The sequence below is a fragment of the Nitrosospira sp. Nsp11 genome, from assembly GCF_900142705.1.
Taxonomy (GTDB): domain Bacteria; phylum Pseudomonadota; class Gammaproteobacteria; order Burkholderiales; family Nitrosomonadaceae; genus Nitrosospira.
Map to the genome: position 1 here is coordinate 276686 of NZ_FRBV01000002.1, position 22658 is coordinate 299343.

The following is a 22658-nucleotide window of genomic DNA, read 5'->3' on the forward strand; positions in this document are numbered from 1 at the left end:
TTTTGCCGCCCCTCACGTTCTTGCCGCCTCGACCGGCAGCAATTCGAATGGTGCTTCTTTAGCGGTAGGTCTGCCTGTGGCGCGTGCGCGTAGTACTGTCCGGATACCAAAAAACAGGATGTTGATCAGTACCAGCATGAACAATCCCGCTAGCGATGCATTCACATAGTCGTTAAAAATCACCTGTTGCATCTGCTCTAGTGATTTGGCTGGCGCAAGAAGCACGCCGTCCGCGACAGCGTCCTTGTATTTACCGGCGTGCGCCAGAAAACCGATGCGCGGATTCGCATCGAATATCTTCTGCCAGGCAGCGGTCAGCGTGCAAACCAGCACCCATGTGGCGGGTATGATCGTCACCCAGGCGAACCGGTCAAGCTTCATCTTGAACAACACGCCGGTACAGAGAATCAGCGCAATGCCGGCGAGCATCTGATTGGAAATCCCGAACAGCGGCCACAGCGTATTGATCCCGCCCAACGGATCAACCACCCCCTGGTACAGGAAATATCCCCAGCCGGCAACGCAGATACCGGTCGCGATCAGGCTGGCAATCAATGAATCCGTGCGTTTCATCGACGGGATGAAGGTGCCCAGCAAATCCTGCAGCATGAAGCGTCCGGCGCGGGTTCCCGCATCGACCGCGGTCAGGATGAACAGCGCCTCGAACAGGATCGCGAAGTGGTACCAGAACGCCATCATTGCCTTGCCGCCGGCAAATTCCGACAGGATTTGCGCCATGCCCACAGCCAGCGTCGGGGCGCCGCCGGTACGCGAAATAATGGTATGTTCCCCAACGTCCCGCGCGGTCTGCGTGACCATCTCGGGCGTGAGATAAAAACCCCATTGCGATATGGTTTGCGCAGCCGATTCCGCTGTGGTGCCGATGATTGCGGCCGGGCTATTCATGGCGAAATACACCCCGGGCTCAAGCGTTGAGGCGGCAATAAGCGCCATGATGGCGACAAACGATTCCATCAGCATCGCCCCGTAGCCGATGAAGCGGGCATCGGTCTCGTTTCGGATCATCTTCGGGGTGGTGCCGGACGAGATGAGCGAGTGAAAACCGGATACCGCGCCACAGGCGATGGTAATGAACAGGAAGGGGAACAGGCTGCCCGACCAGACCGGGCCGGAGCCATCCACGAACTGCGTGAATGCCGGCATCTTGAGTGTTGGTGAAATGAAGATGACGCCGATGGCCAGGCCGACAATCGTACCGATCTTGAGGAAGGTGGACAGATAGTCGCGCGGCGCCAGCAAGAGCCAGACCGGCAGTACGGAAGCGATGAAGCCGTAGGCGATCAGTATCCAGGTCAACTGCTCACCGGTCAGGGTGAACATGACCGCCAGCGCGGGAATTTCCTGCACGTATTGCCCGCCGATGATCGACAGCATCAACAAGACGAAGCCGATCAATGACACTTCCCCGATCGCGCCGGGGCGGATATAACGCGCATACACGCCCATGAACAAGGCAATGGGCATGGTAGCCGCTACCGTGAAGGTGCCCCATGGCGATTCCGCCAGTGCTTTGACCACGATCAGCGCCAGCACCGCCAGCAGGATCAGCATGATGAAAAAAGTGCCGAAGAGGGCGATCATGCCGGGTATCTGCCCCAGTTCCGACTTGATCAGGTCGCCCAGCGAGCGGCCATCGCGGCGCGTGGAAATGAATAGCACAACAAAATCCTGTACCGCACCGGCAAAGACGACTCCCGCCAGCAGCCACAACATGCCCGGCATATAACCCATCTGCGCTGCCAATATTGGGCCGACGAGCGGACCGGCGCCGGCAATCGCGGCGAAATGATGCCCGAACAATACGTATTTGTTGGTTGGCACATAATCCAGGCCGTCATTGAATTTGTAAGCCGGCGTCATGCGAGTAGGGTCCAGCCTCAGCACCCGGCTGGCAATGAACTGGCTGTAGAAGCGATAGGCGATGGTGTAGACGCAGACGGTGGCAATAACAATCCAGATGGCGCCTATCGATTCGCCATGGTGCAGCGCGATGAAAGCGAATGCAAACGCGCCAAGAGCGGCAAACGCCCACCAGCCGATCTTAGTGATGAGATGATTCATTATCTGTTCCAGGGGGTGATGGGATGATTCATTGTCTGAAATTGGTCAGAAACGTTCAGCGCTTCAGGTTAAAGCAAGGCTGTTTCGACAAGCCCAGTGTTCAACCTGCCAATTATTATCTTATTAAGCGAGCGCACACTGGAATTATAAATAAAGTAATGCAAAAGATCAGAATGGTAACCGCAGCACATGATTTTACGTGGCAATAATTGGATGCGATTTTTTGTGTAGAGGTGGATTATGGGTTTTTATATAGATAAATAATTGTGGTTAGCCGTGAGTAGCATGGTTACAGCTGACCCTATATATTTTCGCAAGATAGGGATCATGGAACCGGGTTAGGCCGATTCCCGAGTCAAAAGAACATCAGAAAGCCGTATGCGGGAAAACCGCATACACGGTTTTAGGAGGGAGGGCAGGCGGAAGTCTTTTCTCTACTCTACCTATTGGTTTTTTCATCGATTGACCGTCTTGTGCTGCAATACTGGCAATTTTATTTGCTGCTAAGAGCAACGTGCGCGCACATCCCGAGCACATCCTTTAACCTTTTTTACATAGTGGTTTAAGAGCGATACCGCACAGACCGCTTTTTGATTCGTGCCCATTATTCCAAAAAATAAAATTTTTTGAGGAGTATGTTTCTTTAAATGAAATAGGAGGTCCCACATGGAAAAGAAATTATTCATGTCAGTTGTCCTGCCCGCGGCGATGGTATTCGCAACCTCGGCTTTTGCCGGAGATCAGGAGAGAATTCAGTGGACGGATGTACCGCCTGCCGTTCAGAAAACGATAACCGATCACGCAGGTGGCGGAAAAATCGAAGAAATTGAGAAGGAAACGAAAATACAGCACGCTCGAGCTCTTCATTTCGACAACGACAAAATTGTTACCGTTTATGAAGCCGAGGTAGAGAAACCAGACGGCAAGGAGATTGAGATCAAGGTTGGCGAAGATGGCAAGCTCATCAAGATAAAATCGGAAAAAGTCGATTAAAAATCAACAGGGTCAGATTCGATTGATTTTCCATTCCAAGGTTTAAATCGGCTTTAGCCAGTCAGCTTTAGCTGCGACAATATGCTGCACGGAGGGAGATGTGGCATATGGTTACGGATACCAGTCACTCAGTTTTTCAAATTGAGTACCGCTTTGTCCATAACGAAGTACCGGTATCAGGTACTGAAAAAGCCTTGCGAATATTCCGCCTATATTTGCGCCGCAGCTGTCCGTGCACTGCAGCAAGAAATTGCTCTCGTTCAACTGCGGCGTTACTCCTAATTCTTTCTTTTATTTAAATAAAATGGTTAAAACCACCGCGTTTCGACGGTGATTTTAACTTTAAATGTGTTGACTCATGACATGCACGCCTATGTGCTGATGACCAACCAGGTGCATTTGTTCATTGAAAAAATGGATAAGGCCGGCGGCCAAGGGTAGAGACAGGCGCCCGGAACAATACGGCATACCCTGACATTATGCGAAATAAGCTTACTCCGCTACCCGCGTGCGGTTAACCGATTACCACTGCCGGCGTAACCTCAAATTGACCGTTCGGCACAATATCCACCAGGCACGAGTGGCCATAGGTGATGTTGTCAGAGCCGCCTGCGTCGACAAAATTGCTGGTCACAGGCAGGCCGCCTATGGTTGTCGCGGCGATAAGCGGGTCGGCTCCTAACGGCACATCGTTGCGCGTCTGCGCGAACAGATAGGTCGACCACATGCCGATTTCCTCGTCTGGCAGCAAGGTAAATTCACCCCGATAGGCACAGTATTTCTGCAGGTGCTTTACGGTGCACATTTCCAGCAGTTTCGGCGATTCATCATTGCCATGAAAAACGACATGAGTTATGCCTGGAGCGGTGAGATGCAGGCTTGCGGGAGATGTGCCTGACGTCGTTGCGGTTCCCACTTCTGAGGCCCCGTTGAATGCCGTCATGGTCACCGATGCGTTGAACACGACACTGCCAAACACCTCCTGTACCGGGGTTGAAAATCGTATGGTCAAGCCGGCAGGCGGAAAAACCAGCGCGGGTGGTTCGGTCGCGCCCCGTTGCACAAAGCATGCGGTGTGGTCCTCAGGGTCAAAAATTATTCCACTGATACTGCGCGGATGCCGAAAACAATCGCCGGATTTTTGGTCATTGAAGGATATGCAACGCCGTACAGCTTGGCCACCCACCAGGCTATGGTTAGGGTTGTCAATTCTCGGCGCATTATCGATCTCCCAGGGTTTAAGGATGATTTTATAGGCCCGACGATGGCTCGGGGACATCGCTGCTGCTGTCACAAAGTAATTTTGGCAGGTCTCTCGATTGAGTTCCGCTCCCAGCAGGGCGAAAAACACCACTTGGTTACCGCGCTGGTAGACAGGCCGGTCGGTGAGCAATTCCTGCGTTTGCACGACGTGCAGGTTCGGCTTGGTCTCCGAGGCCGAGTATTCCAGTGTGCGCCTATCTGTTACCCGTTGGTATTTCCATTTCACGTCGAGGTTATACGGATACCCTGGTAGCGGTATCTCCGGATACTGCATCTCAACCGAAACGGTCTCACGCAGGGTACGCGCAGTAAGGTCGGGCACCGTTGCGTCCTGACCACGGCGATGAGGGTCAATCTGATCCGACAACGCTGCTGCGACGGCGGCAGCGGCAAAAACTCCGGCCGCTGCATCCACAATGGGATTATCGACAGGTCGATAGTGAAGTTGACCGTTGGGGCAACAGGTCGCACTGTCGATAGAGACTTCACTGTTCAGATAGAAGCGCGGCTGCTGCACTTCGTCTCCCATGTGACCGTCTCCATCGAACACCAACACGTGCTCGTTAGTCAGCCCGACGGGGCGACCATCATCCTGGGCAAACAGGATCATGGCTAGCGTACCGTATGCGTTCATATTCGCATTGCCCACCGCCATGCCGCCCGCGAGCGTATCGAACATCTGGCTGCGCGTCTCTTTTGTATCTACGGAACCCAGCGGCTTTCGGACTGCAGGAATCACATCAGTGGATATGCCCTCGATTTCACTGGGTATTAAAGAGTAGCCGCGATCCTGCAATAGCGCAGGCGCGACTTTCTCGCGGACGTAGAAGCCCAGAACGAGTTTCTGGGGTTGGACATATCCACCCTTGGTTTTAAGCGCGGGAACGATAGCAACGATGTTTGGGTTTGCCATCCACTGCGGAGCGATCCTGGCAATCATGGCTTCGAGTTCAGCGAATGAGCTGGGGTCAAGCGGATTCAAGTCAGACATTTTTCCTGCTCCTGCTATCAGCGTAGCTTGAGGTTGAGTGCGGCCAGCACGTCTTGGATGGGCGAAGTCCCCCCGTTCCCGGAATGGAGTAATCCAACAACCTGGTTCATTGTTGCAGGCTCTCGGGAAAGAACAAGGGAACCCGAATCTCCATGGTCGTCGAATAACTCCTCCCCAAATGCGGGATCCGCGCCAATGGTAAATTGGTTCCGCTGAAAAACCAGATCCGGGTGATTCGGGTCGGGCGTCGAATCATTGCCTCTGGTCTGCGTAAAGGGTGCAATGCTGCTGACGATGCCGTGCGTCAGGCCGGTGCGGGAGCCCGATTTGTACACCTTCTTCCCAACCACATCTGCCGCCGCCAGGCTGGGGAACGCAACCTGAGGGTCGATTGAGATCAAGGTATCTGTGCCGACGATGAAATTTGCATTCGGCTCACCCGTGATGGCGTCGAGGACTTGCTGCACGAACGGCCTGCTGTTATCCAACTCTATCAGGCAGGCATCGGTAGTGGTCCGGTTGGAGACACCCACCGTGCCGATTTTGCGAGGGTGGTCGCCAACATTCCCCCATCCGGTTTTGTCGGCGACGATGGATTCCACGAGTCCGACCAACCAGGCGATAAGCGCGATGATCAGCAACACGATCTTCCACCATGGGTCTTGAAAGGCCAGCGGGCCGTGTTGACCGACAAAGCCGCCTTTGATTTCGACGCTGTAATCGAAGGCAAGCGGTAACCACATGCCGCCCGGCAGGCATACCCGCTGCCATCCACCGGAACCACCGCCACCACCACCCCCGCCGTCATTGCCGTGGCAATCCGCACCGACGAGGCATCTGCACAGTAGCGTAATCAACTCGCGCAGTATTTTCGGGTTGCAATTGCCTCCGTGCATCCCGCGCATCAGGCGAGTAATGTCGTCGCCCACTCTCGATCCGTTTGATCCACTTCCCGGCTTGAGCACGTTCTTACAAAGTTGCTGCAGCGCGACCGGGTCAACCGCCAGAGACTTGAGTGTCAGCGAAACCTTGCCTTCTGGTATATAAACCACGGATGTCCCTGTGCTGGGATCATAGTCGAGTTCAGCGATGAAGATAGTTCTGGCATTGTGTCGCATCGTATCGTCCGGATCCGGGTCGCCCCCCAGGTTATGCAAAACAAACTCGACGGGCGGCTTGCCGCGTCGCGCGCCGCTCGCATCCACCAGAAAATAGACCGTGGTCTTTTCCCCGATCTGCAAAGGAGGTATACGGATTGCACGCCCCTGTACCATCTGCTGGGTAGCCGCCAGGTCGGCGGCAGTCCACGTGTCAACGACCATGATTCCGAACGATGCGAGCGTAGCCCGCCCAACGTTGGAGATATCAAACAGGAGTTCGTCCTGGAACGCTTCTCCCCAGGTGTTTTTAATTTCGACACCCATGTACTGCATTCCGTTGACGCCGAGAAAAACACCATCGGCGAACATTAATAAGGATTGGCCATCGATCGAGAAGGGGCGAAGGGTAATATCAAACATCGGACCGATCTTGTCTACTCGGATCACCAGGTCATTCGGGTCGGTATCGGAAGGGGTAAAGACATCCTTGGAACGAACGACTTGCGAGAGGTGTGCGCCGTTCTTCTGTAACGGATCGGGGAGAACGGCAGCGTTCTCCTGCCACCCGTGGGTGCCGTCATTATGTTCGATCGTCAGGTTCCAAAGAGCACCGTCCACGACCTGAGTCGAGCCCAGGACGCCCGCGATGATGCCGCCCCCGCTTGAAGCCCCGGTAATCGAAATACGTTGATCCCAGGCTGAATCCTTACCTATGACGGTAATCTGCCAGCGGCCACGATATGCTTGCATGTTTATTCCCCCTGATGATGAATGGACTAACGCTAGCCCACTTGTTCATGGTGATTCAATATCAATGGCGATCAGGAAATGTCATAGTTGGATTGAGAGAAGCATTAAGGTGATAAAAGAACATTAAATATTTGGTGCGACGTGATATAACATTGCCTACTTTTTTTTATAGCTCATATCATCGAAATAGCAAACTAGGCGCGCGACAGCGATCGGCGCGTTGGAGCATGCACGAGCTATCCAGCAATACGTTGAGCGGGAGAAAGCGCGCGAGAGCTTCAAACAGGAAGCCGATAACCTGAGTTCCTGTTCTCCGTCGATCCATTCGATTCCCTTTTCAACTCTGGAGTTGGCTACAAAAGACCAGGCTGGTCAAATCCCAGGTAGTACCTTTATATATGCATGCAAAAACTTACGCACCTTTGGCTGGATTTATAGATCAACTGCTCGACGCTATTTGCGTTGTTGATGGAGAGGGGCGTTTTATCTTTGTCAGTGCAGCATGCGAGCGCATTTTTGGCTATACACCGGAAGAAATGATCGGCAAGGTTATGTTGGAGATGGTGGTGCCCGAGGATAGAGCGAGAACTCTGCAGGCGGCCAATGAAATCATAGCAGGGCATCCCACACTTGATTTTGAGAACCGCTATATACGCAAGGATGGACAAGTGGTGCACATTATGTGGTCGGCCCGCTGGTCCGAAGCCGATCAGTTGAGGATTGCCGTTGCACGAGACATCACCGAGCGCAAGCAGGCTGAATCAATGCAGACAGCGCTCTACGCCATTTCCGAGGCCGCGCATACTGCAGAGGATCTACTCTCTTTGTTTCAGCTAATTCATCAAATAATCGGCAGGCTGCTGTCAGCGACTCATTTTTCCGTGGCAATGTACGATGAGAGCAATGATCAGCTGAGCTTTCCCTATTACACCGGTGACCACGACGAGGCGTCCGAGCTACAGCAAACAACCGTAAGTACGCTCTGCGCAGAAGTCATTCGCACCAGGAAGTCCCTGTTGCTGGAGCCCGGGTCGCTGGCTAGCCGTCCCCAGGAATTACGAGCTGTCAACGACAGCAATTTATGCTGGCTGATTGTTCCCCTAAACTCGCACAAGGGTACTATCGGTGCCCTGGTTTTGAAAGGCAACTCCGACGGTGCACGCTACACTGAAAAGGACAAGGAACTGCTGCAATTTGTTTCCACTCAGGTTGCGACCGCTATCGAGCGCAAACAGTTACACGCCCGACTGAAGCACATGGCGCAATACGACGGGTTGACCGGGTTGCCCAACCGGGGACTTTTATATGATCGCCTGAAAATGGCGCTGGCAAGAACACGACGTGAACAAGGACAAATGTCGCTGCTCTACCTGGACTTGAACAATTTCAAACAAGTCAACGACTCTTTGGGCCATGTTACAGGGGATGAGTTGTTGCAGGAGGTTGCCAATCGCCTGAAGCGGTGCGTACGCCAATTGGATACTGTCGCGCGCATGGGGGGCGATGAGTTCGTGGTGCTGCTGGAAAACATCGAGTTGCCCGAGCACGCCTCGAATGTGGCCAAAAAAATCCGCAGTGCTGTCAGTCAACCCATAAAATTAGAGGGCCGCAGCCTCTGCATAATGCCGAGCATCGGGATTGCACTCTACCCTGATCATGGTGAGGAGGCGCAGCAACTTCTCAGATATGCTGACGAGGCCATGTATTTTGAGAAAAAGAACAGTGATAACCTCTTTGCAACTCGCGCTTATGACGGAGTCCGCATGGAATCGGCATCCTGAATGAGGGGCTTATCAGTGAGCTATCCGCGTTGGTACGACAAGAGCTGACGCTGAAACTTCGCCCGTCAGAGCCAAGAATTAGCATCTGACTCCGACCCAGGACAACTGCGCTCGCGCGTAGCGCACAGCCCGGACCCCTCGAAAAGGTTTTCAAAGAAAATTTCCCATTTCCCACTTGGCCTCGGGAAGAACCGGCAGACTTCCCCGCCTATCGCACATCAACCCCATTGCGGGATCTTGGGACGATCGGGTTCTGGCGTCACGGGATCGGTGCCCCGCAAACCTGGAGGCACATTGCTTTCGGCAATGCGCTCCCAGTAGCTGTCCAGTCCGTTTCCCTCGAACACGCGCGTTGCCTGGAAGAAACCAAATGCCGCATTGCTAAGCATATGACCCGACTCATGCTCGAACGTAGCGGGGATAATTTCTCCGCCGACGTAGCGTGATGTGTTCACGAAACTGAATGCGCCGAAGTTGAATGCTCTCCCATCCAACTGGCCGACCCATCCCCCCACTGTGAAAATGTTTCCCGTTTTCCAGTCGACCTGCATATCCCGAATCCGTAGCGCATCCACTTGCCCGAACGTGACCAGGTAACCGACGACATTCAGGGCGAACAAGGTAAGACCAATCGCGTGGCCAGGCCAGCTCATCGGCATCAGGTAACTGGTCCAGCCGAGTATGCCCTGGTAGACATCGCTCTTGGCCACTGGCGGGATGACCGACAGGAAGGTGATAACGCCAAGCGCGGCGCCGATAATCGGCCCGAAGATCATGCCGCCGATCATGGCATTGGCTCCGGCGGTAAATCCGATCAGGGCGCCGCGCAGCGCGCCTTCCCAACTGCCATAGGCAATGCCGCCGACGACAGCGCCAATTGCAGCGCCTGCAAGCCCCGCAACGGCCGCATAAGCCAGGAGCGTGCCAAACCCGATCGCGGTCCCGACTCCGAAGGTCAGCACCGAAACTGCAACGACCGCCACCACCACGGCAATGGCGATGACAATCGCGCCCAGCACATCCCAGAAGCCGAGTCCGCTCGGGTCGACATAGCGCACCGGATTATTGCCGGCATACGCGTAGGGGTTCAGGCGCTTCGGTTCCTGGAGCCCCTGTTCCGGCTGGTACAGGTAGAGCGGGTCGGGGGAAATGAAGCGTCCCATCGTCGGCGAGTACCAGCGCGCGTTGAAGTAGTACAAGCCGATATCCGCATCCAGCCTTTTCGTCGCGAACGCGGGGGGCAGTGTACCGGACGGCGCGATGAGCACGCTTCCGAACGGGTGGAATGCGGTTTCGGTCAGAAGGTTACCATCCGCATCGGTATAGATGACCGCACTGCCCAGATGATCGTTGTGTATGAATACCGTCGTTCCGCCGGAGACACGGGCGACCGGCAGGTCTCCCGCCATTACCCAGCGCATGTCCGAACCATCACGCGACTCGAACAGGTTGTCAACGTAATGCGTCACTTCCGTCGAACCGGCTTCCGTCGCTTCGCGCCGGCTTAGCACCCCTTTATGGTCGTAGAAAAAAGCGACATCAGCACCGCTATCCAGTTGCACCCGCGCGAGTTGTTGCTTCGTGTCAAACGTCAGGGTGCGCCCGGGCATGGACTCGACGTTGCCGTTCAGGTCGTACCCGAACAGATTAACGGGAGTAATGCCGTCGCTGTCTACGTAGCCGCTCAGCCGGTTGCTGTTGCCATTGTTTTCATACAAGAGCGGGTTGGCACTGATCAGCGGATTGCGAATAAAATTCGCCGCCGCGTCATACTCGTAGATATGCGAGTATCCTGCCGCCGGATCGGGACTGGAAGCCTCCAGCAGATTCTGGAACGCATCGTATCCGAAGCTCTGCGTCCGCACAAATCCCGGGGTACCGGGCCGCAGATCCTCGATTGACGCAACATTGCCGACCGTACTGATATCGTAACGGGTATGAAAGTATACGGCTCCGGTATCGGGCCGGAACGTTCGGATTTCCCGCAGCCGAAGAGAAGCCGGATCATAGCCGTATTCAGTCCGGACCCCGTTCTGATAATCCATTCCCGTCCGCACGCCAGCGGCTGTGTATTCGATTGCGTTCACACATCCCGGAATGCGCCAAAGCAGAAATCCCGAGTAATACTCGAAATCAATAGCGGCTTCATCGGGATAGGTCAACCGGGTCATGCGGCCGATGCGGTCGAATGAATAGGTCAGCGTCAGTGCTTCGGTCTGGCCTGGCGCCATGCGCGAGCGCTCGATGACATTGCCGCGGGAATCGTAGCTGTAGGTGGTCTCGCCGGCGGGGTCGATCGAGCGTGCCAGCCGGCCCGTCAGGTTTGCGCCCGCCCCGGCGTCGTAGAAGTACGTTTCCGGCTCGGCTCCCCCATAAGCCGTCCCGATGATGCGATTCAGTTCATCGTAGCTGCGATTGATCGGCTCGCCAGCCCCATCCAGCTGTAGCGCGAGGTTGCCGCCAGCATCATAAGCCAGCAGGCGCCGGCCCGCATCCACGTGATCGATCGAGATCTCCTGCCCCGTAAGATCGCGAGTGATGCGGCTAAGGACCACCCCGCGAGGATCGGTAATCTGCCGCAAACGGCCGGTGGCATCAAGCTCGTAGCTGCTCGCGCGGACCGAGGTCTGGTCACGCTCTTCCACACCCATCAGGCGGTACCAGGCGTCGTAGATCTCGCGACGCGGCGTCCCGAACGACCCTGCCATGCCAGGGTCGTTATCCCCTGCATCCGAAAACAGCGTGTCGAATGTTCCATATTCCGCGCCGGATTGGCCGCCATCCGGATGCAATGTGCGGATGGCGCGGCCTAATGGGTCGAAGAAAAAGCTGCGCCGAGGCGCGGAAGGATCGGCTGAATACGGCTCGAACTCCATTCCTTCGGCATAGAAGGATTCAAATTTTTCGGCTGTTTTACCCCGGGCATTGGGAACGACCTGGCCGCTGACGGATACCATATTGCCGTCATGCTCGGTCCGGCGCTGGAACAGGGCTCCGACTCCATCGAGATACTCGTTGACGGAGATGGTACGAGTATCACCCGTAAGGACGCGATAGTGGGCAGCGCGAAGCGCGGGCAGCGTCGTGGTCTCGTATGAATAGGTGACGGTGGGGATTGCGAGCGTATCGCCCGGCGCCGCTACCACCGCGATACGGGCCAAGGGGTCGTAGCGCGACTCGGTCACGCCGCCGTTAGGATTCACCATCCGCCGGGGCCTCGCTACCCGGAGATCATGCTCGACCGTCGCAACAAAACCTTTTGCATCAGTGATCGACGTGGCAAATAGACCGAACTCGTCGAAGGTGTAGATCGTGTCGTTCCCGCGTGCATCCCGGCTGACCAGAACGTTGCCGCGCTCATCAAGGCTGACCCGTCTATGATCGTACAGCCAGGCAGGCTTGCCATCCTGATCCTCTCCGTCGTGATACTCCAACGAGGAAAAGTCAGGCTCATGGGCGCCATATGTGGATGCAGCCGCATCCTTGTGCAGCGCAACCTTTTCGGTGCGGGTAAGCAGCCCATTCGTGACCTGGCCGAGCGCCAGGCCCTGGAATGCGACGCCGTCATAGTATTGGCGCACTTCGTTGAGTAAATTGCCGTCGCCATCACGCTGGACAATGCGGGAGACGCGGTCGCGAACGCGCCCTGCCGGGTCCAGCGCGTACTCGGCGTGGGTCGTTACAACGATAGCGACAGGTGCGCCTGCTCCTCCTTCCCCACGACGCTCTTCGCTTGTTACATTTCCGGTTATGTCGAACGTGAGCAGACGCCGCTCGATGCGGGCGTCGGGCGTGCGCTCGAACGTCGACGTGATCGTCTCCTCAATGAACGGGAACAGAACTCGCCGGCTATCCGGCAGCGTCTGCTCGACACGTACGGTCCATCGGCTCTCCTCCACCCGGTATGGGGACGCTGCCAGCGGACCGCCGTCTTCTCCGAATACCTCTACCCGAAAAAGTTTGCGCTTCAGGCTACGCCGAAGCTCGGGATCGGGAACGGTTGGCCGCCCCGAGGCTTCAGTGTGGTAATGAAAGACAGTGCGACACGAAGGAATCGAGTCATCGCCTTCTTCAATCTGCTCGGATCGGCCGAACCCATCGAATTCACGCCGATGCCCGTCGTAGTGGCCTTCGTGATAACGGTAGCGGGTCACGTTGTGCAGGCCGCTGATCGAATCCTCGACCGTGACGGCGGAGACCACCTGCACAGGAAACGGAAGAAATGACGTCCATGGTTCCCCCAGCTCGCGGTCACGCGTCGCTTCTCCTGTCGAGGTGGTGTATTCGATGGCCGTGATGCGGCCAAGTCCGTTATCAATGCGCGAAAGCAGGCCGGGCTTCACATCGCCGGTGAAGTCAAGGTAGCGATAGTCCGGATACGGACTCGTCCACAAGATCCCCGCCGTTCCGGTTCCGCTCATGTCGGCGATTCGCAAGGTGTCGGCGCGCGAGGTTGGCGGGGTGTAGCGAATCGTCTGCGGAGCGCTGAACGAGTTCCCCGACTGATTGATCCAGTACGTTACCTCGTCATAACCTACAAAAACGACATCGGCCAGGCCATCCCCATCGATATCGACAATGAACACTCGCGCCGGATCGAACGGATATGGGAATCTCGGCGCGGCGGTCATCTTGCGCGACTCGGAGAAGTGGCCTCCGCCGCGCGAGGGCCAGTATTCGAAATACCCGCTGCTGAATAACACCACATCCGCTAGTCCGTCACCATTGATGTCGGCAACCCGGATGCGGGGGTCGCCGGAAGATAGATTAGGAACCGGCGTCGGCAGGTCGTCCTTTGGCACCAGTCTCGGAGGTTTCCACCCTGCGGACCCCAGATTGTCGTATACCTGAAGACCGGTGCTACCGTCGTGCACCGCGTCAACGAGACCATCGCCATTGACATCCATCAACTGCAGACCACCGGTTTCAAAAGCGAGCTGCGGTTGCCGCACGTACTGGTTGAAATCGGCGAAAGCGCCGGTTCCTTCATTGCGGTAGTAGCCGCTCAGCATTCCGCTGCCGACGAGAACATCCGCCGCGCCGTTTCCGTCCATATCGGCGAATTGCACGCGATCTTCAGCAGTGGAAAAAACAGCGGGAAACTGCGGCAAGGAACGGGGTGGTCCCCACCTGAGTCCACCCGTATTGGACCAGTATCGCGCCATGCCGGTTTCAATCGACAAAATACCGGGCAGACCGCGGCCGTCCAGATCGATCAGTTCCAGGTTCGGCTGGTCAAGGCCGGGCGGCGCGGCGCCCGCTCCAGCCACGAACTTTCTCAAACGGCGGCTGGAAGGCGCAAATTCCGTATAGGAAAACTCGAGTGGTGGAAGTGACGCCGACTCCCCCGTTTCCGGATCATGCCCCGAAAAAGTGACTGACCGAAGAAGCGACAAACCCGAGAAAGGCTCCGTATCGTACGCCAGCGCCCACGTCCGAACAGCAACCGGACCCAGCGGATCGACGTGAAGCGTGATACGTGAGCAGCGAAGGGCAGTGCGCAACTCAAAACTGCTGCGAAAATCCGAGAACAGGTCCGGGCGGGCCTCATATTCGAACCGGATCACATAGACGGCGTAGCGTATCTCATCGATATATCGCTGGCCTTGTTCCGTTCGATACCGGTAGGTAATGGTGTTGCCAGCGGTGTCCTCTGTGCGTTCGATAAGCCATGCGAACTCCCGAATCGTCCCGTTATCGTCGAATTCGATCCTGCTCTCGGCCGTAGTCCCGAAGGTATGGCGCATGCCGGACTTCTCCGTAACCTGCCACCCGGAGGCCGTGCGACTGAACTGCTCGAATCCATTCTCGATTGACGCCCTGAAATTGCCAGAGCCTATGGGGAGGAGTTCCGTTTGTCCGGCGAACAGGAAGGTATCGTCGTCCGTATAAGAGGGTGTGCCGCGAAACGTACGGCGACTGATGGCGGCAAAAGGCAGGGACCAACCCAAGCCCCAGGCACCGTTCCCGGCGCCGGTACTATAGCCGAGAGCCAGGCTGGGCTGAAAATTCCGGATGCCCGGCAGCAGGTCGAGCGGAACCCGATAGTTGCCGACACCGGAATTCAGGTCCGGCTGAAACGTCTCGCCGAGACCGCGAACGTCGCCGCCGCCGGCCGGATTGGATGCAGATTGACGATTGACAGGCGATTTGTTGGCCACGGGCTATCCTCTTCGTTTCAGAGATCGACGATGCGGAAGTTGTCGAAGTGTGCTCCTGCGCTGCCCCAGCAGAAAAGCCCGGCGCGCCCTGCATTGGGTAGCGACGCATCCTGCCCCGACAATACGAGTTCGTCATTCAAGTACGCATTCAACTGGGTTCCACTGATGCGTACCTTCAACGCATAGCTTGTACCGGCGTCGTATCCGCGAGTCGCGTCGAGCGCGGCGGTATCGAGTTCCTGGAATACGCCAGCCACCTTCTTGCCCATCCGCCGATAGTTGCGCTCCTGATCCATCAGGAAGTAGTAGAAGTTGTCGGCGTCCTGCCAGCGAAATACCACGCCGATACCGTCGTTGTCTTCAGAGCTGACATCGACAGCCACGATGCAATTCTGGATTGTTGGCAGTGTGGCTGTTGTTTTCCGAAGGAGATAGGTACCGGGCTTGTCAGGTCCTGTCGCCCCGGCTTCAAACGCACCTCCATGGATATCCGACAGCTGATCAATGCGATGCGCCTCAGCATTGAAGATCCACTCCGAGGGCGCCGACTCCGTGGCTTGCGGATCATCGATAACATCAAAATCCGCAAGCGTGTCCGCATCGAAACGATCCAGCAGCAACAGGTAGGGCTGACCGGGAATGCGGCGAGGAGTGAATTCGTACTCGGTCGTCATTACGATGTTTTGCACCTGCGACCATGCAAAGCCGGCATCGAACCGGGCCTGGTTCTCCGCCATCGGAATCGAAATCTTCCACTCCTGCAACCACGGTTTGCCGATGAACGCGTTAAGCGGGTTCGATCCACCCGTCGAAAGCGCGCCGTCCGCAGTCGTGGTTTGGGTGGCCGCAGTGCCATCCGCTGTGGATACCTTGACAATGAGGTTCCCCGGCTCTACGCCCTCGTCCGTTTCGATCAGGAAGGTGAGTTCGCGTACGCGTGGATCGGTATGATAGAAAGGAAGCATGGTCGATCGAAGTGTGAACGTCACCTCGCCGGTATCCTGGAACGCGAAGAACTCGTCGAAAAGCTCGTACCGGAGTGCGACGGTGCGGCGTCCGGCATTCGTCTGCTCGACCGCGAGCTCTTCCAGTACCATCGGCTTCAGGTTCGGATCAAAAAACGACTCGTAATAAAGCACGAGCTTTATGTCGGTAATGTAATTCAGAATGATGTCGTTTGCCGCTGGATTGAGCTCGAAGATCCATGAAGTTGAGACCGGGCTGTGTTCGAAAATGCCCAACATCTCGACATCCGGCGTGAATATCACGGCGTCCGCAGCGATACGATATTGCGACACCAGCAGCGTTTCCGGTTGTAGCAACCGCATCTTGATGCCCCCATTGCGCATGCGTGACAGGCATAGTCCGGTGTTGGTCAGACTCGCGTGTATTCCGCCACGGCCGATCAACCCTTCGACAATCACCTCGGCGCGCTTGATGCGCTGCAGGTAGGCGCCGGGGTAGTTCCGGTCAAAGTCGCTCAGCTCGGTACGGAAACCCATGGTCCCTGTCCGCTGAAAATCACGCAGGAACTGAACCGGGTAGCGATCCGCCAGGGAGATGATTTCCTTCATCGGCTGTTTTTTCTCGCCCAGGATAATCCGCATGAAGGTAAACGAATCGATGTCCTGAAGCAGAAAATCGCCACCCAGAAGACCGGCCAGGTCGTTCCGGTTGTACGAGGGTTTGATGATATTCACTGCTTTGCCCACCTCATACTCGTAAGCCTGTTCCATCAGCCGTGCTATCACGATAGCCTGGCTGAGGTATGACTGGGAGATCTGGCGAATCTCGTTCGCCAGGCGATTCCAGAGGTCAGGCGTAAACTCCTGCGAGTCGAACAGCGCGAGTTGCTGCTCGGCCTGCTGCTTGCGCAGCGTGGCGATATTCTTCTGGATATCGGCGGCCTCTTTCTGCTTGGTCGCGATGTCCACCTGCTCATCCGCGACTTTCTTCGCAGCCTCCAGCTCGCTGATCCGGCGATCCATGTTATTGAGCTCGAACTCGCGCGAGATTTCGCTCCGACGCTGTGTCAGCGTACGGAGCACTTCATCGACACGGTGGGTCCCGTTCGAGATTCCATATCCCTCATAGCCCGAGAAATCGTACTCGGTCGTAGGGGCACCGACATACGTGATCTCGGAGTCTAAAGCCATCTCTTCGAGACTCACGTCCGCATATTCCGTTTTTAGATCCCTGGCGTTTTCGAGTTGCGTATTCGCGTAGGCCTGGTTCGCCTCGATTGCTTCCTTCTGTTCTTGCGCAATTTCAACTTTCTTGATCTCGAGTTGTTCGTTCGCCGCCTCCAAATCGACCGCGTTTTGCAGCATGGAGCGCTGGAATTCCTCCTGCTCGGCACTGGTCTTGAAATTGATGTAAGTCCGCTCCGCCTGAATCGCATGCTCGGCGAAATAACGCGCGGTATTTTGCAAGTAGTCGAAGCGAAATACAGGGACTTGCTCGCGGGCCAGGCTGAGCAATGGAAAGTCGATCCCATCCTCGATGTTCTGAATGTTGAGTTTGGCAAGCAATACCACCGCTGCGATGGACGGGTTGTGCACTTCGGCATCCAAAGGCTGCGGCGCAGCGAGAATGGCTTGTACCTGTGCCGTCAATCCGTCGAACACCGGCGACTTGTAGAGCGCCGAGGCCGGATCCAGGATGGGGTTGGTCAGACGGACGATCTGTTCGTATTTCGTTCTGGCTTCGGCCTTCTTACCGGATTCAAACAGAAAATTACCCCACCTGGTGTATGCATTGGCCAGTTTCAACCAGACCATCGGCGCTTCAATGGCCTGGTTCAGGTATTGATAGTCGCGAGCCTTTTCGTACCAGGTGATCGCTTCTTCATAATCGCCCAGTTCCAGATGGCAATCGCCAAGACTCAACGGAATGGTGAAGCCGTAGGTGTGCGGGATATAAGCGATGAAATTGGTTTCGATGATTTCGAAAGTGGCAAGTGCCGCGAGCGTGCTTGCGCTGATTCGAGGTTGGTAGATGCTTGCAGTCAGGTTTGCGGCCGCGTTGCTTTGAAGATCGACGCTGATAATCTGATCGCCTTTGAAGACCCCAAATTGCTGAGCGCCGCTGGTGAGGGAAACTGCCGGCGATACGTCCAAATATTGGTTGGACCCGGATGGAGAATTAAGGATGAGGCCGAGTCCCTCACTGCCCATCGGCCTCTGCATTGCGGTAGCTGTACCGGGGTTGAGCGGTTGCGAAAGCGTGCGCCCAAACGACAAGGGGACGGAGTCTCCCGCTGCCTGGAAAGCAACGCCGGAACTACGCGCATCCCCGGCCAAGGCCGCCACGACACCGAGATTGTTGCTGATTGCCCCGAGTCCCGGAGTTTGCGGCGCTTGCCCGGCCGCTGCAGCGGCAGCTGCGCCGGGCGTTCCGGGTGCGACCACCGCGCCGGGCATGCCAGGTATGTTCGCCGGCTCAATACCCGCGCCTGTGCGCTGCGCAAGCTGGAATGCTTTCGCGAAACTGTCGCGAGCGTTATCAAATTCACTTTGCTGCACGGCCGCTATGCCGGACGCGACCATGAGATTCGACTCCAGTTCGCGGTCACGTCCCCCATTGAGTTCGAGCGCCTGCTGAATGATGGGCCGGGCTTCGGCGGTAGCTCCAGCCTGAAGATACGTCGAAGCTTGTTCATAAAGGACGGACGCAGGCGATGCCGCAACAGCGCTCCCCGTGCCACCGAACTTCTGCACGATGGATGAGATTTCCTGCGGGGGATTACCGGGCGCTACTATCGGACGGTCTGCGACGGCAGAGCGGTACTTCGCAACCTGAGCGGCAGCGGTAACCATCACGTCCGTCAGTTGCATCTGCTGGAGCACCGAGGTAGCGATAGCGGTGACATTGACCGGGAAATAGGGATGAAGGAACTTGTGCAGCAGGGAGTAGGCTGTCTGATACTCACTCAGGGCGTTCTGGAACTCGTCCTGGAAAAAATAACGATGCCCGTTCGCGAGATGCCCCTGTACCTGTTTTTCCAGCGCCAACTTCGGATCAACTTCGGCAACCTGGAAGCCGAAAACCTGCGGGACGACTTTGTAACTGTAATAATTACTGAGGTACTTGGTTGCCATAGCTGATTCCTCGTTGATCGGCGTTTTTAAAATTTACTTTTACTATAGGGGGCAAGCGGGCAAGCGCGCTTCGACTGCATATTTATATTTTCAAAGGGATAAAACATCCTTCCTTTGTTTTATAGATCACAGAATTAAAATAGCAAGCAAGTAGTGTCTGCGTTGCCTCAATAAAAAAGTAACCGAAGGAGTGTCCCAAGAGGATAGGTTGCCCCAAATTGCCGGTAACGGAATCGAGGCGGTATCGACATGCGTAAACGTGAGAAACGGATCGCTATCATTGGGCCAAAAAGGCTGACAAGGACACGATTAGGCGGGTTCTGTTCAGTCCGCGATTATCAGCGCAGGTTCACGACCCCAAGCGGAAAACTGGTTTTTCACATTATGGGCGCGCCCGCCGAGCTCGAGCGACGACGGTTTCTGAACGATCAAAGCAGGGATATAGGCTGCCAGAAAACTGGGAAGTATTTAAGCCAAAGCGTCAGCAATTAGAAGAAAGCTGCGATTAAAAGCGGATTTCTGGCGATGAGTTTTCCATGACCCGAGATTGGGAGAGGGAGGTAGATAAGTAATCCAAGGTCAACGAAACGGGCGGCTCAGGAAACGAGACCCGGTAAGACCGAATCGCCAAGGCACATCCGCGGCTTTTGAAATACCGATGCGCGGGCCCGTCACGATTGAAATCTGTTCCTCTGAATGGGGGAGTGTGAGTTGAAATGGTAGTGCGTCAATGGGCATACCGCTATGTTCACTCGTTATACCGAGCGCCTGGCAGACACGCCCCGGGCCGGAGCAAAGGAGACGCACATCGTTAAGACCGCGCCGCGTCCGCATGGTCTCCAGTCCAGCGAGCGGTTCGATTGCGCGAATCAGGACACCTGCGCCATGTCCTTCCGTACGGCAAACGAAATTGAGGCACCAGTGGATTCCGTAGGACCGATAGACATAGGCTCGACAGGGCGGGCCGAACATTACAATGTTACGCTTGGTGGGCCCGCCAAAACTGTGCGACGCAGGATCTTCGTGATCATATGCTTCCACCTCTACAATGCGTCCCCCGACCCCATCGAGAAATAAGGTTGCACCTATCACGGACCGAGCCACGTCAACGGAGGAAGCGGAAAAAAAGTCAATAAATGATGGTGAGATTACATTCATGCCAGCAATTTTATACCGATAGCCTGAGAACCGAAACCGTCTCCTGGACGTGTTGGACGTTTTTTGGCCGTTCTAGAAAAAAACCGGGTTAGGCGGAATTTCCGGTTTATGAAAGGATTCGCGCCATTGTTTAAACGGCTATCAGCCTATCGATGAAATAGCCAATGCCCGCTTTTCGAAAGACTCCGCTTTTTCTGGCTGATGTGTAAGCCGATATAGCATGGCCAGACTCTTTAGCGTTATGGCTACACTCAAATGGTTTGGGCCGAGGCTCCTTTCATTTATCCTCAATGCCCGCTTATAAAGCCGTTCCGCTTGCGTATATCGAGCCTGGCCCGCATACAGCGCACCCCGATTGTGCAGGGTGGTGGCAACATCGGGGTGATGCGGACCCAAGGTTTTTTTTGAAATCTTCAGCGCCCGCTTAAGAAGTGGCTCGGCCTGTGCATACTGCCGTTGCGCGAGATGAAGCAATGCAAGGTTATTTAAATTCGTAGCAACATCGGGATGGTGCGGGCCTAACGTTTTCTCGCCTATCTGCAATGCTCGCGCAAGCAGGATTGCTGCGTTTTGAAACTGCCCCAATTCGCGCTGCATCTCAGCCAGGTTGTTCAGGCATATCGCTACAATCGGATTATCCGGCCCGAACCTGTTTTCCGAAATCTCCAGCGCCCGCTGAAGGAGATGCTCGGCTTGCGCATAGCGCTTTTGATCGCGGTAGAGCGTAGCCAGGTTATGCAGGTTCACAGCAACCTCGGGATGATTCGGCCCGAGGGATTTTTCCCGAATGTTCAACGCACGCAGAAAAAGCGGCGCAGCCAACTCCAGGTTTCCCCGCGCGTGATGATTCTCAGCCGTATTGCTCAGGCTGACTGCTACATCGAGATCGCGCAGGCCTTCCCTTCGCTGCTTCGACAGCAGTAGCGCTTCTTCCAGAAGTGTTTCGGCTTCAGCAGGTTTCTTTTCCACATAACGCATCACCACTGGATTGTTCTGCGCGGTGACCGGCCCAGGATGATGCGTCACAAGGATTCCTCCGCATTCTGCAGAGAATTCCTTGGGGCCATGGTGGCGCACAGCGGGTTCCCTTGCTTATCCGCCTTCACTATACCTCCACAATGATTACAGCTTGTGAACGGTTTTCCACAATGACGGCAATTTAACTCGGGATTAGCGGACATGAATAGCTGTAATATCTTACAGGTTAGCTCACCGCGTCGGCGAGGCGGCAAGCGCCAAAACGCGCATCTTCGAAAAGGAAGGAAGAATGTCGCCACCCATGCTGATGATTGCCGCAACTTTGCTTTTCGCAACGATGGGTATGTGTGTGAAGTTCGCTTCCGCGGACTATAGTACAGCCGAAATCGTGTTCTACCGTGGCGTCATTGGGACAGCCGCCATGATATTGCTTACGCGCGCACATGGCCAAACGCTTCGCACCCGTATGCCGGCAATGCACTTCTGGAGGAGCCTGACCGGCGTATGCGCACTCGGTCTCTGGTTTTATGCGATCAGCGCTTTGCCGCTTTCCACTGCGGTGACATTGAACTACATGTCCCCAATCTGGATGACGCTGCTGCTACTCGTCAGGTCCGTTCTCAGTGGAGGCGGCAAGGTTGATATTCGTTTGGCATGTACAGTGCTTGCCGGTTTCGCCGGTGTAATCTGCATCCTCCAGCCCGCCATGGAAGGGAATCAGTTAAGCGGAGGCCTGATGGGCCTGCTGTCGGGCCTGCTTACCGCGCTGGCCTACCTGCAGGTAGTTGCTCTTGGCAGGGCCGGCGAGCCGGAGGCACGTGTCGTATTTTATTTCTCGTTGTGCAGTATCTGCGCGGGCGCGGCGGTCGTGCCCCTGGCCAGCGGTTGGCACGCCCATACTCTCAAAGGTCTCGGCATGTTGCTCGCTGTCGGTTTGCTGGCAACCCTCGCACAATTGCTGATGACGCGGGCCTACGCTACTGGCCGCATACTCGTCAATGCCAGCCTCCAGTACCTGAGTATTGCATGGTCCTACGTATATGGCGTGCTGCTATTCAGCGACCCGGTGACAGGAATTGCGCTGCTCGGCATGGGCTTGATCGTAGCCGCGGGTATCATGGCTGCGAGATTACGCCAGTCTGCCGGCGCTTCCAGGCAAATTAGCAAATGCGATGGACTGTGAATGACAGCCAGCACGATGGAGCACTGGCACTTTGCCGGGGTCCCTTGACCCAGCCACTATCAAATCATTCGAGTCAGGGCTAGAGGACGCAATGGCTTGCGGTGCACCAACAGAAACA

General features: G+C 55.8%; 10 protein-coding genes. 3 read left to right on the forward strand and 7 right to left on the reverse strand.

Going from position 1 to position 22658, the window contains the following annotated elements:
- Window positions 1–12: 12 nt before the first annotated feature.
- A complete protein-coding gene (locus BUA28_RS04295) occupies window positions 13–2082 on the reverse strand; it encodes a carbon starvation CstA family protein (RefSeq protein WP_072766886.1) in 2070 nt (689 codons plus the stop codon).
- Between the two features lie 666 nt (window positions 2083–2748).
- Here BUA28_RS04295 and BUA28_RS04305 point away from each other — a divergent pair.
- On the forward strand, window positions 2749–3075 hold the full coding sequence (locus BUA28_RS04305; protein WP_072766888.1) for a hypothetical protein: 327 nt from the start codon (window positions 2749–2751) through the stop codon (window positions 3073–3075).
- A 514-nt stretch (window positions 3076–3589) separates the two neighbouring features.
- Here the strand turns inward: BUA28_RS04305 and BUA28_RS04310 are convergent.
- On the reverse strand, window positions 3590–5329 hold the full coding sequence (locus tag BUA28_RS04310; RefSeq protein ID WP_072766889.1) for a hypothetical protein: 1740 nt from the start codon (window positions 5327–5329) through the stop codon (window positions 3590–3592).
- 17 nt (window positions 5330–5346) lie between these two features.
- Window positions 5347–7179, reverse strand: coding sequence for a chymotrypsin family serine protease (locus tag BUA28_RS04315; protein ID WP_072766890.1), 1833 nt, complete (start codon window positions 7177–7179; stop codon window positions 5347–5349).
- A gap of 398 nt (window positions 7180–7577) precedes the next feature.
- On the opposite strand from BUA28_RS04315, the gene BUA28_RS04320 reads away from it, so the two are divergent.
- Window positions 7578–8960, forward strand: a complete 1383-nt coding sequence (locus tag BUA28_RS04320) for a sensor domain-containing protein (RefSeq protein WP_072766891.1) — start codon at window positions 7578–7580, stop codon at window positions 8958–8960.
- Window positions 8961–9178: 218 nt separating this feature from the next.
- Here BUA28_RS04320 and BUA28_RS04325 read toward each other — a convergent pair whose 3' ends face one another.
- From BUA28_RS04325 to BUA28_RS04340, 4 genes are all read right to left on the reverse strand, one after another.
- Window positions 9179–15121 carry a toxin TcdB middle/N-terminal domain-containing protein gene (locus BUA28_RS04325; protein ID WP_072766892.1) on the reverse strand — a complete coding sequence of 1981 codons (5943 nt, stop codon included), beginning with the start codon at window positions 15119–15121 and terminating at the stop codon, window positions 9179–9181.
- Window positions 15122–15138: 17 nt separating this feature from the next.
- Window positions 15139–19221 (reverse strand): Tc toxin subunit A-related protein, encoded by a 4083-nt coding sequence (locus BUA28_RS04330; protein ID WP_072766893.1) that lies wholly within the window; start codon window positions 19219–19221, stop codon window positions 15139–15141.
- 579 nt (window positions 19222–19800) lie between these two features.
- Window positions 19801–20379, reverse strand: coding sequence for a DNA-3-methyladenine glycosylase (locus tag BUA28_RS04335; protein ID WP_072766894.1), 579 nt, complete (start codon window positions 20377–20379; stop codon window positions 19801–19803).
- A 141-nt stretch (window positions 20380–20520) separates the two neighbouring features.
- Complete coding sequence (locus BUA28_RS04340) at window positions 20521–21405, reverse strand: tetratricopeptide repeat protein (RefSeq protein WP_072766895.1); 885 nt, start codon at window positions 21403–21405, stop codon at window positions 20521–20523.
- Window positions 21406–21646: 241 nt separating this feature from the next.
- On the opposite strand from BUA28_RS04340, the gene BUA28_RS04345 reads away from it, so the two are divergent.
- Window positions 21647–22540: a DMT family transporter gene (locus tag BUA28_RS04345; protein ID WP_256598233.1), complete on the forward strand. Its 894-nt coding sequence runs from the start codon at window positions 21647–21649 to the stop codon at window positions 22538–22540.
- Window positions 22541–22658 lie beyond the last annotated feature (118 nt).